This window comes from Enterococcus sp. 3C7_DIV0644, from assembly GCF_002141235.1.
Taxonomy (GTDB): domain Bacteria; phylum Bacillota; class Bacilli; order Lactobacillales; family Enterococcaceae; genus Enterococcus_D; species Enterococcus_D entomosocium.
This window is the reverse complement of record NZ_NGLK01000001.1, coordinates 242,468-254,912: the sequence shown is the minus strand read 5'-3', so window position 1 is coordinate 254,912 and position 12,445 is coordinate 242,468. Positions and strand designations below refer to the sequence as shown.

13 protein-coding genes are annotated in these 12,445 nt (G+C 42.6%); 12 read left to right on the top strand and 1 reads right to left on the bottom strand.

Annotation, left to right across the window (positions count from 1 at the left end; genetic code table 11):
• The first annotated feature begins 125 nt into the window (after window positions 1-125).
• From A5877_RS01225 to rbfA, 8 genes are all read left to right on the top strand, one after another.
• On the top strand, window positions 126-560 hold the full coding sequence (locus A5877_RS01225; RefSeq protein WP_008378150.1) for a DUF4234 domain-containing protein: 435 nt from the start codon (window positions 126-128) through the stop codon (window positions 558-560).
• Window positions 560-898, top strand: a complete 339-nt coding sequence (locus A5877_RS01220; protein WP_170927565.1) for a DUF2752 domain-containing protein — start codon at window positions 560-562, stop codon at window positions 896-898. Before A5877_RS01225 ends, A5877_RS01220 begins: the two co-directional genes overlap by 1 nt.
• 207 nt (window positions 899-1,105) lie before the next feature.
• Entirely contained in the window at window positions 1,106-1,579 is a 474-nt protein-coding gene (rimP, locus tag A5877_RS01215; RefSeq protein ID WP_008378146.1) for a ribosome maturation factor RimP, read from the top strand.
• Window positions 1,580-1,600: 21 nt separating this feature from the next.
• A complete protein-coding gene (gene nusA / locus A5877_RS01210) occupies window positions 1,601-2,815 on the top strand; it encodes a transcription termination factor NusA (RefSeq protein WP_008378144.1) in 1,215 nt (404 codons plus the stop codon).
• A 16-nt stretch (window positions 2,816-2,831) separates the two neighbouring features.
• Window positions 2,832-3,128, top strand: a complete 297-nt coding sequence (rnpM, locus tag A5877_RS01205; protein ID WP_005225922.1) for an RNase P modulator RnpM — start codon at window positions 2,832-2,834, stop codon at window positions 3,126-3,128.
• Window positions 3,121-3,423 carry a YlxQ-related RNA-binding protein gene (locus A5877_RS01200; protein WP_016612174.1) on the top strand — a complete coding sequence of 101 codons (303 nt, stop codon included), beginning with the start codon at window positions 3,121-3,123 and terminating at the stop codon, window positions 3,421-3,423. Before rnpM ends, A5877_RS01200 begins: the two co-directional genes overlap by 8 nt.
• A 12-nt stretch (window positions 3,424-3,435) precedes the next feature.
• Window positions 3,436-6,195 carry a translation initiation factor IF-2 gene (gene infB, locus A5877_RS01195; RefSeq protein WP_061054241.1) on the top strand — a complete coding sequence of 920 codons (2,760 nt, stop codon included), beginning with the start codon at window positions 3,436-3,438 and terminating at the stop codon, window positions 6,193-6,195.
• 32 nt (window positions 6,196-6,227) lie between these two features.
• Window positions 6,228-6,578 carry a 30S ribosome-binding factor RbfA gene (gene rbfA, locus A5877_RS01190; protein ID WP_005225925.1) on the top strand — a complete coding sequence of 117 codons (351 nt, stop codon included), beginning with the start codon at window positions 6,228-6,230 and terminating at the stop codon, window positions 6,576-6,578.
• A 51-nt stretch (window positions 6,579-6,629) separates the two neighbouring features.
• Here rbfA and A5877_RS01185 read toward each other — a convergent pair whose 3' ends face one another.
• A complete protein-coding gene (locus A5877_RS01185; RefSeq protein WP_005235629.1) occupies window positions 6,630-7,208 on the bottom strand; it encodes a phosphatase PAP2 family protein in 579 nt (192 codons plus the stop codon).
• 122 nt (window positions 7,209-7,330) lie between these two features.
• Between A5877_RS01185 and truB the strand changes: the two genes are divergently transcribed.
• The 4 genes from truB (at window position 7,331) to iadA (ending at window position 12,359) form a co-directional block, all read left to right on the top strand.
• Complete coding sequence (gene truB / locus A5877_RS01180) at window positions 7,331-8,257, top strand: tRNA pseudouridine(55) synthase TruB (protein ID WP_086316195.1); 927 nt, start codon at window positions 7,331-7,333, stop codon at window positions 8,255-8,257.
• Between the two features lie 2 nt (window positions 8,258-8,259).
• Window positions 8,260-9,213: a riboflavin biosynthesis protein RibF gene (gene ribF / locus A5877_RS01175; protein WP_008378129.1), complete on the top strand. Its 954-nt coding sequence runs from the start codon at window positions 8,260-8,262 to the stop codon at window positions 9,211-9,213.
• Between the two features lie 239 nt (window positions 9,214-9,452).
• On the top strand, window positions 9,453-11,144 hold the full coding sequence (yfcC, locus tag A5877_RS01170; protein WP_176273503.1) for a putative basic amino acid antiporter YfcC: 1,692 nt from the start codon (window positions 9,453-9,455) through the stop codon (window positions 11,142-11,144).
• A gap of 30 nt (window positions 11,145-11,174) precedes the next feature.
• Complete coding sequence (gene iadA / locus A5877_RS01165; RefSeq protein WP_086316193.1) at window positions 11,175-12,359, top strand: beta-aspartyl-peptidase; 1,185 nt, start codon at window positions 11,175-11,177, stop codon at window positions 12,357-12,359.
• Window positions 12,360-12,445 lie beyond the last annotated feature (86 nt).

The window sequence follows — 12,445 nt, the reverse complement described above, 5'->3', positions numbered from 1 at the left end:
CAGCAGGTGCTATTTACCTTTTTTAATCTATATAAAATAAAATAATTAGATTTTTTTTGTTTTTGTGAATAAAATCGTGTATAATTAGTAAGTGATAAAAAGGAATAAACTAGAAGGAGTTTGTGATGAATTATAATTACGGAGTTAGAAAGAAATCGGTTGTATCGGTCATTTTATTAACATTTATTACTTGTGGCATTTATACATTCTTTTGGATGTACCAAACAACCAAAGAGCTGGCAGAATACAGCGGGGATAATCGTCTTTCGCCAGAAACGTCGATTTTACTCACGATCCTTACTTGTGGATTGTATCAAATTTATTGGTGGTACCGAATTGCGGATATCTTTATGAGTGCACAACAACGAGCGAATATGCCTCGTCTGAGTGACAACAAAATTCTTTTTGTCGTCTTGAGCCTGTTTGCTTTTGATTTCATCAACATGGCGATTTTACAAGGTGATATGAACCAAATGTGGGAAGCGGCTGATCAAAATGCCATGACCTCATCTAACAATACAAACGATTCGTCTGATTCAGATGATTGGGTAGATTATTGATTTGTCCGTTTAAATGGTTAACGGGGTTTCCTTGTCCAGGTTGTGGCATGACGCGCGCCTATTTGCACTTATTTCAGGGTGATCTTGAAGGTGCGCTGCATTTTCATCCCTTGTTTTGGTTAGTGCCGATCGTATTCGGAATTGTTTTATTCAAAAAAAATCCGAAAATCAGCAAACTTTACTACAGTCACAACCTGTGGGTGACATTGACACTTTTGGTACTAGTGGTTTATGGTGGTCGGCTCTGGCTTCATTTCCCACATGACGCGCCAATGGACTTTGATCCAGAGAGCATTTTCCCACAACTACTACGTCGGATTGGTCAAGTGATTCACTAACAGCCATTCACCCAAGCATTAAAAATCTTTAAGAAAATACTTTGTTTTTTTCTGAAAGCGAAGGGAACATGCGACAGTAGTTGAATCTTTATGAAAATTGTGTTATATTTACAATGTAATGATACTTAGAGTGAGTGAGCGGTTTTTTCGCTCACTCTTTTTAATGGAATGAAGTTCGTTTCGTTGAGAAATAAAGGAGGCGATGTTGTGAGTACGGTAGTGGAAACTGTTACAGATATAGTGACCCCTATTCTGGATGCGCAAAAATTTGAATTAGTTGAAGTAGAATTCGTGAAGGAAGGGAAAAATTGGTTTCTTCGTGTGTTCATTGATAAAGAAGGCGGAATCGATATCGAGGAATGTGCCTTTGTCAGTGAACAACTTAGTGAACAATTAGACCAATGCGAACCTGATCCTATTCCACAGGCCTATTTCTTGGAAGTTTCTTCCCCTGGCGCCGAGCGTCCATTGAAGAAAGAAGCAGATTATCAACGGGCAGTCGGCGAGTACATTCATGTTTCTTTATATCAACCGATTGATGGAGAAAAACAGTTCGAAGGCTTTTTACAGTCATTCGACGAAAATCAGCTAGTTATGAAGACCCGAATCAAAACCAGAGAAAAAGAACGAACGATCGACCGGAAAAATATTGCCAAAGCTCGTTTAGCCATTCAATTTTAAACACGGAGGAATGAAAGAATCATGAGTAAAGAAATGTTGAATGCATTGGATGCATTAGAAGCAGAGAAAGGCATTTCAAAAGAGATTGTCATCGATGCATTGGAAGCGGCATTGGTTTCAGCGTACAAACGTCATTACGGGCAAGCACAAAATGTGGAAGTAGAATTTGATCAGAAAAAAGGCAATATCCACGTCTATGCAGTCAAAGAAGTGACAGAAGAAGTCATGGACTCGCAACTAGAGGTTTCATTAAAAGAAGCGATGACAATCAACCCCGCTTATGAAATCGGCGACAAAATCCGCTTTGAAGTAACGCCTAAAGACTTTGGTCGTATTGCGGCGCAAACGGCAAAACAAGTCATTTTGCAACGGGTCCGTGAAGCGGAAAGAAACATTATCTATAACGAATTTAGTGCGTACGAAAAAGACATTTTGCAAGGAATCGTTGAACGCCAAGACAATCGTTATATCTATGTAAACTTAGGCAAAATTGAAGCCGTGCTTTCAAAACAAGACCAAATGCCAAATGAGTTTTATCAACCCCATGATCGGATCAAAGTATTCGTTTCTCGTGTTGAAAATACTTCAAAAGGGCCTCAAGTATTCGTTAGCCGCAGCCATCCAGATTTGCTGCGCCGATTATTTGAACAAGAAGTGCCAGAAGTATATGATGGTACTGTAGAGATCGTAAGTATTGCTCGTGAAGCAGGGGATCGTGCCAAAGTTGCTGTTCGTTCCTTTGATGCCAACGTCGATCCAGTCGGCACTTGTGTTGGCCCTAAAGGTCAACGGGTTCAAGCGATCGTTAATGAACTAAAAGGCGAAAACATGGATATCGTGGAATGGAATGAAGATCCAGCGATCTTCATCGCCAATGCGTTGAATCCAGCAGAAGTCAGCGACGTTATTTTTGATGTTGATAATCCGAAGGCTTGTACTGTTGTCGTGCCTGATTACCAACTATCATTAGCGATCGGTAAACGCGGACAAAATGCTCGCCTAGCAGCCAAATTGACTGGCTTCAAAATCGATATCAAATCAGAAACAGACATGGAAGAATTTTATGCGAAGCTGGATGAAGGCGACTATATCGATGAGTATGATGCCAACGCTTCAGAAGCTGCTGAAGAAATCAGCACAGAAGCAACAGAATCTGCAGAAACAGTTGATGAAGCGATCCTTCCATCAGACATGACTGCGGATGATTATGAAAATGTTGAGTTTGACGAAAAATAGTTGAGGTGAGATCGTGATGAAAAAACGAAAAATTCCTTTACGAAAATCAGTGATTTCAGGCGAAATGCTACCTAAGAAAGAAATGCTTCGTATCACTCGTTCAAAAGAAGGCGTTGTTTCCATCGATCCGACAGGAAAAATGCCAGGTCGGGGAGCTTATATAGCGATCGAACCGGCTGAAGCCCAGAAAGCATGGGATAAGCGTATCTTGGATCGAGTGCTGGAAACGAAATTGACAGATGAATTTTACCAAGAACTATTGGACTATGTAACGCACCAAAAAGCGCGAAAAGAGTTATTTGCAAATGAATAAAACCAAAGCATTAAATATGTTAGGACTAGCCATGCGTGCTGGGAAATTAGTAACTGGTGAAGAAATGACTTTAAAAGAGATTCGCAATGAGAAAACTGCTTTAGTCATTATCGCCAGTGATGCTGGTAAAAATACACAAAAGAAAATTAAGGACAAAAGTTCTTATTACGAAATTCCGCTCCTAGATGCATTTTCTGCTGATGAAATCAGTGCGGCCATTGGGAAACCAAGAATGGTCATTGGCATCTTAGATCAAGGATTTGCAAGGAAGGTGCAGGAATTAATATTAGGTTAGGAAGGTGATTGCATGGGAAAAAAAAGAATTTATGAACTTGCAAAAGAATGGAATAAGTCGAGCAAAGAGGTTGTTGAAAAAGCACAATCTTTAGGCTTTGATGTCAAAAATCATATGGGCGCGATCTCAGATGGAGAGGCGCAAAAATTGCAGCAGTCATTAGGCGGCAATCCAAATGGTAAAACATCTGCAAACTCAAATCCCGCAAATCAGAAACCAGCCAACCAGCCGGAAAAACAAGAACAAAAGAAATTTAAAACGCAAAGAAATAATCCTAACTTCCAAAACCGTCATAACAATCAAAGTCAACAGCGAACTACGCAAAGCAATAACCGTCCTGCTGGTCAAGGACAAGTAGATCGCACGAACAGTCAAGGAAGTAACAGACCAAATAACCAAGGAAGTCATAATCGAGTGAATAACCAAGAGAATCGTAACAATCAAGGGCAACAAAACCGCCCAACAAACCAAGGACAACAAAACCGTCCGAATAATCAAGGGCAACAAAATCGCCCAACAAACCAAGGACAGCAAAACCGTCCGAATAATCAAGGGCAACAAAATCGTCCGAACAATCAAGGACAGCAAAACCGTCCAAACAACCAAGGACAACAAAATCGTCCGAACAATCAAGGACAGCAAAACCGTCCGAATAATCAAGGGCAACAGAATCGCCCAACAAACCAAGGACAACAAAACCGTCCGAATAATCAAGGGCAACAAAATCGCCCAACAAACCAAGGACAGCAAAACCGTCCAAATAACCAAGGGCAACAAAACCGTCCGGCCGCTCAATCTGCAGGAAATACGCAAGGGGCAGACCGTAACAATAACCGTCCGCAAGGATCGAATGATTCTCGTGGAGGAAATCAAAACCGCGGCAAGTCAAACTACGGTGGACGCAACAATAATTTCAACAATAACAATCGCAACAAATTCAATAAAAAAGGCAAAAAAGGCCGTCAGCAGACGGAAAAGAAACCGCCAGTTCCAGCACGTAAATTCCGTGAGCTACCAGAAGTATTGGAATATTCAGAAGGCATGAACGTAGCGGATATCGCGAAAAAAATCTACCGTGAACCAGCAGAGATCATCAAGAAACTCTTTATGATGGGGGTTATGGTCAATCAAAACCAACCTTTAGATAAAGATACGATTGAACTGCTTGCTACCGATTACGGAATCGAACCACAAGAAAAAGTTCAAGTGGATATCGCAGACATCGATAAATTCTTCGAAGCAGAAGAACAAATTGAAGATAATTTAGTATCACGACCACCTGTTGTGACGATCATGGGTCACGTTGACCACGGGAAAACAACATTGCTTGATACTTTACGTCATTCACGCGTAACAAGTGGTGAAGCTGGGGGAATTACGCAGCATATTGGCGCTTACCAAATCGACATCAATGGCAAACCAATTACTTTCTTAGATACTCCTGGACACGCGGCCTTCACTAGTATGCGTGCACGGGGAGCAAGTATCACCGATATCACGATTCTTGTTGTCGCAGCTGATGATGGAGTGATGCCACAAACAGTGGAAGCGATCAACCATGCGAAAGCAGCAAAAGTGCCGATCATCGTTGCAGTAAACAAAATCGATAAACCAGGTGCTAACCCACAACATGTGATGCAAGAATTAAGTGAACATGAGTTGATCCCAGAAGCTTGGGGTGGCGATACGATCTTCGTTGAAATCTCAGCGAAATTTGGGCAAAACATTGAAGAATTGCTTGAAATGATCCTCTTAGTAGCAGAAGTCGAAGATTTGAAAGCTGATCCTACCCAACGGGCGATCGGTACAGTCATTGAAGCGCGCCTTGATAAAGGAAAAGGTCCTGTAGCAACACTATTGGTTCAACAAGGGACTCTTCATGTAGGTGATCCAATTGTTGTAGGGAATACTTTCGGTCGTGTTCGCGTAATGACGAATGATTTAGGTCGTCGTGATAAAGCAGCTGGACCTGCTACACCAGTCGAAATCACAGGATTGAATGATGTGCCTCAAGCAGGTGATCGTTTCGTTACTTTTGAAGACGAGAAAACAGCTCGAGCAGCGGGTGAAGAACGTGCAAAACGTGCTTTGATGGAGCAACGCGCATCAAGCAGTCGTGTGACATTGGATAACTTGTTTGAAAGTCTAAAAGAAGGCGAACTGAAAGAAGTAAATGTCATCATCAAAGCAGACGTACAAGGTTCAGCTGAAGCATTAGCTGCTTCATTGAAGAAAATCGATGTTGAAGGTGTGCGAGTGAACATCGTCCATTCAGCTGTTGGTGCAATCAATGAAAGTGATGTAACGCTAGCAGCAGCAAGTAATGCCATCATCATCGGATTCAACGTCCGTCCAACACCGCAAGCCAAACAGCAAGCGGAAGCGGAAAAAGTCGATATTCGTTTGCATCGCATCATCTACAAAGCGATCGAAGAAATCGAAACTGCGATGAAAGGGATGCTTGATCCTGAATTCGAAGAAAAAATCACTGGTCAAATGATCGTTCGTGAAACCTACAAAGTATCTAAAGTGGGCACGATCGCAGGTTGCTACGTAACGGAAGGCAGTATTCGCCGTGACAGTGGCGTCCGCGTGATCCGTGACGGCATCGTTATCTATGAAGGCAAACTTGCCAGCTTGAAACGCTTCAAAGATGATGTCAAAGAAGTGAAGCTAGGGTTTGAATGTGGCGCGATGATCGAGAAATTCAACGATCTTAAAGTTGATGACGTGATCGAAGGCTATGTCATGGAAGAAGTACCGACAAAATAACGGAATGACAACTATACAAGGAGGCTTTTTGAATGGCTAACTATCGAGATCGCCGAGTGGCACAAGAAATCTTAAAAGAAGTCAATCAAATTCTTCGTAAAAAAGTTCGTGATCCTCGCGTGCAAGATGTGACGATCACAGATGTACGAGTAACTGGAGATTTACAGCAAGCAACGATCTTTTACAGCACCCTAACGGACTTAGCTTCAGATAAGCAAAAAGCCCAAGCAGGACTGGAAAAAGCAACTGGCTTGGTTCGTCGTGAATTAGGTCAAGCGTTAACGCTCTATAAAGTTCCAGAAATCCAATTCGAATTGGATGAATCAGTACAATACGGGAATAAAATTGATGAAATGATTCGCGCATTGCACTCAGAAGAATAAAAAAAAGAGCAGCTTCCAATCGAAGCTGTTCTTTTTTATTTGAAAAGAGCATCAGGTATTCATCAGTAAAGTTACCAGTCCAGCAACACCTGTCCCCAAGAGCCAGCCTCCGATCACATCTGTTAAAAAATGGATCCCTAAGTAGACTCTGCTAAAGCCGATCATAAAGCTTAACAAAACTGCCAGCAGAGTCATCGGAAGGACTGCTGAGGGAACCAATTGTCCAAGATTCAAGGCGATCGTTCCGTACATGGCAGCGGATGTGGCAGCATGGGCACTAGGAAAGCTGTGATCTTTTTCTTCAACTAAACGATGATCGATCGGACGATCTCGTCGGACGATCCGTTTGATCAGGTAAGCAGCTGCTGATACTATGAAGATACTGACTGCTGTTTTTGGTGCAAGATCCGCCCGCGATGATGGAAAGACAAACAATAGTAAAGCGATCGCAACTGTCGGAAAGGCTTTTCCTAAATTGGTAAAAAAGTGCATCATGCGCGTCAAAGAAGGCGTACGGCTTTGGATGATCTGCAAAGCAAACGCTTCTTCCCAACGCTGCATCGTGCCGAGCTGAATCATGATCAAAAAGATGGCAAATCCAATAAATGACCCTATCGTTAAAACAACCATTTTAGGACCTCCTTATATGCTTAGTTTATCATGTAATGAGAAGGAGCGAAAAGGATTTTGTCGTGCAATGAATTTTTTTTATATGTTATAATAAGCAAGTTGAAGTGAAATGGAGGAATACGATGGACGGGATTTTACCATTATGGAAAGAGCGTGGACAAACAAGTCACGACTGCGTGTTTAAATTACGAAAAATATTAAAGACAAAAAAAATCGGACACAGCGGCACACTAGATCCTGACGTGGATGGTGTCTTGCCCATTTGTATCGGAAAAGGAACGAAGATCGTCGAATACTTGGTTGATTCTGGAAAAGTCTACACCGGGGAAATCACCTTGGGCTTCAGTACCACTACAGAAGATCGGTCGGGGGATATCGTTGAACAACAAGCACTAACTCGTCCGTTAACGAAGACAGAAATCGATCAGGCAATGAAACAGTTGACGGGGACGATTACCCAGATCCCGCCGATGTATTCGGCGGTCAAAGTCAATGGCAAACGACTTTACGAATATGCTCGCAACAATGAAACTGTCGAGCGACCACAGCGCAAAGCAGAAATTTATTCCTTCAAACGAATTTCAGAGCCGGTTTTTCATGAGGACAATATGCAAAGCTGGCGTTTTGAAGTTTCTTGTGGAAAAGGGACTTATGTTCGCACGTTAGCGGTCGACACAGGAAAATTGCTGGGTGTACCCGCGCATATGTCTGATTTGACTCGCTTAAAAAGCGGTGGTTTTTCTAAAGAACAATCTTACACGATTGCAGAGGTGCAAAAGGCAGTCGATGAACAACGTGTTTCGGAACTACTGCTACCGGTGGAATATGGGGTATCGGAGTTTGTTCAAGTGACGATCGATGCGGACCTCTGGCAGAAAGTAAAAAATGGCATGCGCTTGCCTTTCAGCGTGTTTGGATTACAAGAGCGCCCAGAGGAATTAGTGGCGATTTTTTATCGAGAACAATTGATCAGTATCTATAAAGCTCATGACAAATACCAAGATATGATGAAACCGGTAAAAGTCATCCGTACAGAAATAGGAGAATGAACATGGAAATCATTGAAATGAGACACCCTTATGATCACGAAACGATTCCTGATGAGGAGATCGTCTTAGTGTTAGGCTTTTTCGATGGCGTACATCTAGGTCATCAGAAAGTCATTGAAACAGGACGAAAGATCGCAGAAGAAAAAGGGTTAAAATTGGCATTAATGACCTTTAATCAACATCCCTCGATCGTTTTTCAAAAAGTCGATCCTGAAAAAATGCAATACCTGACCAGCTTGGCTCAAAAGGAAGCGCATATGGAAAAGCTTGGAGTAGATATTCTTTATATCATTGAGTTTACTTCTGCTTTTGCAAATCTGGCACCACAGGTGTTTGTGGATGAATACATGATCGGTCTGCATGCAAAAGTTGTTGTTGCTGGATTCGACTATACCTACGGCAAGAAAGAGATAGCCAACATGGCGCTGTTACCAACATATGCAGAAAATCGTTTTGAAGTTGTGACTGTCGCGCAAGAATCGTTTGATGAAGAAAAGGTTAGCTCCACACGCATTCGCTCTGCCCTACAAAATGGCGATATGGCACAAGTCAATCGCTTGTTAGGGTATATTTATGAATTTGAAGGAACCGTCGTTCACGGTGATGCTAGAGGACGAGAACTTGGGTTTCCAACCGCGAATATCAAAGTAAAGAGCACCGTTCGGTTGCCAAAAGAAGGCGTCTATGTGACGGAAATCAAAGTCGGTGACAAGTGGTATCCATCGATGGGATCGATTGGTCACAATGATACGTTTGGTCAGGGGCGCCAGTTAACAGTTGAAATCTATATTCTCGATTTTCACCAAGATATCTATGGTGAAACCGTGGCGATCCGCTGGCATCATTTCTTACGTGATCAAGTCGCTTTCAATGGCGCACAAGCGTTGATCGAACAATTAAAGCAAGATGAACGAGACACTGAAACTTATTTTGATGGGCTTTCTGAAGAAAACTAAGCATTCGTAGTGAAAAGAAGCGTTTCTGGCTTCTTTTCATTTTTTCTTTTTCTTTCTTTTTATAACGTAGTTTATTTGAATTCTAATGCTTTCCCCATGAGGAAAAAACGTTTTTTCGATATACTAAAAAATAGGCAAAAATGATAATTTATGCAGAACGCTGCAAAGGGAAAGGGAGAGAAAAAGTGACAATTGGAAAAAAAGCGAAAAAGGGGAAAGAAAAGAAAGATTTAACTAAAATGAAAACGCCTCATACGTATGTCATCATCTTTGGGGTCGTATTGTTGGCGTGGTTGCTGACTTTCTTAGTTCCCGCTGGAAAATTCAGTACACAAGAAATCGAGTATACCGATGCAAATGGGGAAATAAGTACCAGAACGGTCTTGATGCAAGATTCGTTTCGTTATGCCTACCCGTTAGATAACGAATACGTCTATCAACAGTTGAATCAATTGGAAGACGATCCACAAGAGTTGGAAGAATTAGATGTCGATCCTGAGGCTTTAGCAGCTGTTCTAGCTGAAGGGCCTAAAGAGTTGTCCCAGAGTCAATTAGATGAGGTGGGACTGACCGATGACACGCTTTACAGTCTTTACGGCGAAAAAATTTATGATACTTCTGAAAAACTGCACAAAACAGCCAAGGTTTGGGGAACTGATGACTTTAACGGTTTCGGCTTCTTAAATTTTGTTTTTGAAGGATTGGTTTCTGGTGATAAATACGGCTCAGCAGTTGGGATCGCAGCACTGATCCTAGTGGTCGGTGGTGCGTTTGGTATTATCATGCAAACCGGAGCGATTGATGCGGGGATCTTTGCATTTATCAGCAAAACTCGTGGATTAGAACGCTTGGCATTGCCGCTGTTGTTCTTTGCTTTTTCATTTGGGGGCGCTACCTTTGGGATGGCAGAAGAAGTCATTCCGTTTTCGATGGTCATGGTGCCTTTCGTGATCGCATTGGGGTATGATTCGATCGTGGCGGTCACCGTCACCTATGTCGCCTCCCAGATTGGAAATGCCACCTCGTGGATGAGTCCGTTTAGTGTGGCAGTAGCTCAAGGGATCGCAGGTATTCCCGTTCTTTCAGGCGCAACGTTCCGAATCATCATGTGGGTCGTGGTTACCGCACTATCCGCAGGGTACCTCATGATCTATGCCGAAAGAATTCGCAAGAATCCTGAGAAATCGCTAACGTATCAATCGGATGCGTATTTTAGAAATCATCTTGAAAAAACCTCCAGTGAGCAAAAACCATTTTTATTAGGTCATAAATTGATCTTGGTTGAAATGCTGGCGGTTTTGATCTGGATCGTATGGGGTGTGACGCAGAAAGGCTACTATATTCCCGAGATTGCTTCTCAATTCTTTGTTATGGGCTTAGGGGCAGGAATCATAGCGGTTCTTTTCAAATTAGAAAATATGGGCTTGAATGATGTGGCGAGTGCCTTTCAATCTGGTGCCTCAGAATTGGCAGGAACTGCAATCGTTGTAGGGATGGCCAAAGGGATTCTTCTGGTTCTCGGCGGTTCTGATGCCAATGTGCCGTCAGCGTTGAATACGATTTTGCACAGCATCGGCGGATTGTTAAGCAATGTTCCAGCTTTTATTGGTGCCTGGTTCATGTACATTTTCCAAAGCTTCTTCAATTTGATCGTGACTTCAAATTCAGGTCAAGCTGCATTAACCATGCCGATCATGGCGCCATTAGCCGATCTTTTAGGTGTCTCTAGACAGATCGCTGTCTTGGCTTATCAATTAGGCTCGGGCTTTATGGATGCCTTCACTCCAGTATCGGCAAGTCTGATCGGTGTCTTAGGTGTCGCAAGAATCGAATGGGTGAAATGGGCGAAATTCCAGATCAAAATGCAAGGTTTCTTATTTGTATTAGGAACGATTTTTATCTTTATTGCGGTCGCAATCGGCTTGCAATAAGAAGTAATCAGCCACAAGGAGGAAGCACTTATGAAGGTGATACGACAAGCAGAGGTTTACGCTCCTGACTATTTAGGAAAAAAAGATATTTTATTAAATGAAGACAAGATCATTGCTATTCAAGATTCGATTGAAGGAGGATTCTCAGGTGTTCCTCTTGAAGAAATCGATGGCACAGGGTTACTCGCTGTGCCCGGCTTTATTGACTGCCACTTTCATATCTTAGGAGGTGGCGGGGAAGGCGGCTTTCAAAACCGGACACCAGAAGTGAAATTGAGTCAATTGACCTCTGCAGGAGTAACGACAGTGGTTGGCTGTTTAGGTACTGACGGAGTAGGCAGAGATATGACTGCCTTGATCAGTAAGGCGCGTGGACTAGAGGCGGAAGGCATCACGACTTATCTTTATGACGGTTCGTATCGATTGCCTTTGGCGCCCGTCACGGATTCCATCATCCAAGATTTTTTGACTATCGATAAAATTATTGGTATCGGTGAAATTGCCGTTTCTGACCATCGTTCTTCACAACCGAGTTTCGAAGAATTTACCCGTGCGGTGGCGGATGCCCGTGTTGGTGGGATGCTTTCTGGAAAAGCAGGTATCGTAAACATCCACTTAGGTGGAGGAAAGAAAAAATATGAGCTGCTTTTACGAACCATCGAAGAGACAGAGATTCCAATCAGCCAATTTTTACCGACACATGCCAATCGGACCAGCGAGCTTTTCGAAGCAAGTATTGCTTTTGCAAAAATGGGTGGAACGATTGATTTTACGGCGAGTGAAGATCCTGATTTCTGGGAAAAAGAAGACGATGAGGTTCGCTTCAGTAAAGGATTGAAACGTTTGTTAGCAGAAGGGATCGGCCTGGATCAATTTACCATGACCTCTGATGGGCAAGGCAGCCTCCCGTACTTTGATGAAAACAATCAATTCATAGGTCTGGGTGTCGGCAGTTCGCGAGCGCTGATGGTAGGCATTAAAGAAGCAGTCCAAAAAGAGCAGATTCCATTGGAGATCGCCATTCGAGCAATCACTTCCAATCCAGCGAAAGTATTGAAGCTTGATCAAAAGGGACGTCTTGCAGCAGGGATGGATGCTGATATTTGCTTGCTGAACAAAGACTCATTAGCAGTAGAAACGGTTCTAGCAAAAGGCAGAACAATGGTAGAAGAACAAGAAGTAAAAGTGTGGGGTACCTTTGAACAACTAACATAAGAAGAATTCAGTTTTAACAGACTAAGAAACGGTTGTTTTTCTAAACAGAGTTGTAGAAGAAAATAAGCAGCCCGATCCATGACCAG

What these genes read in the sequence shown, in the direction of transcription:
- yfcC (WP_176273503.1), top strand. Translation starts at nt 9,453, where the DNA reads ATGAAAACGCCTCATACGTATGTCATCATCTTTGGGGTCGTATTGTTG.
- iadA (WP_086316193.1), top strand. Translation starts at nt 11,175, where the DNA reads ATGAAGGTGATACGACAAGCAGAGGTTTACGCTCCTGACTATTTAGGA.
- nusA (WP_008378144.1), top strand. Translation starts at nt 1,601, where the DNA reads ATGAGTAAAGAAATGTTGAATGCATTGGATGCATTAGAAGCAGAGAAA.
- rnpM (WP_005225922.1), top strand. Translation starts at nt 2,832, where the DNA reads ATGAAAAAACGAAAAATTCCTTTACGAAAATCAGTGATTTCAGGCGAA.
- rbfA (WP_005225925.1), top strand. Translation starts at nt 6,228, where the DNA reads ATGGCTAACTATCGAGATCGCCGAGTGGCACAAGAAATCTTAAAAGAA.
- A5877_RS01225 (WP_008378150.1), top strand. Translation starts at nt 126, where the DNA reads ATGAATTATAATTACGGAGTTAGAAAGAAATCGGTTGTATCGGTCATT.
- A5877_RS01185 (WP_005235629.1), bottom strand. Translation starts at nt 7,208, where the DNA reads ATGGTTGTTTTAACGATAGGGTCATTTATTGGATTTGCCATCTTTTTG.
- ribF (WP_008378129.1), top strand. Translation starts at nt 8,260, where the DNA reads ATGGAAATCATTGAAATGAGACACCCTTATGATCACGAAACGATTCCT.
- truB (WP_086316195.1), top strand. Translation starts at nt 7,331, where the DNA reads ATGGACGGGATTTTACCATTATGGAAAGAGCGTGGACAAACAAGTCAC.
- A5877_RS01200 (WP_016612174.1), top strand. Translation starts at nt 3,121, where the DNA reads ATGAATAAAACCAAAGCATTAAATATGTTAGGACTAGCCATGCGTGCT.
- infB (WP_061054241.1), top strand. Translation starts at nt 3,436, where the DNA reads ATGGGAAAAAAAAGAATTTATGAACTTGCAAAAGAATGGAATAAGTCG.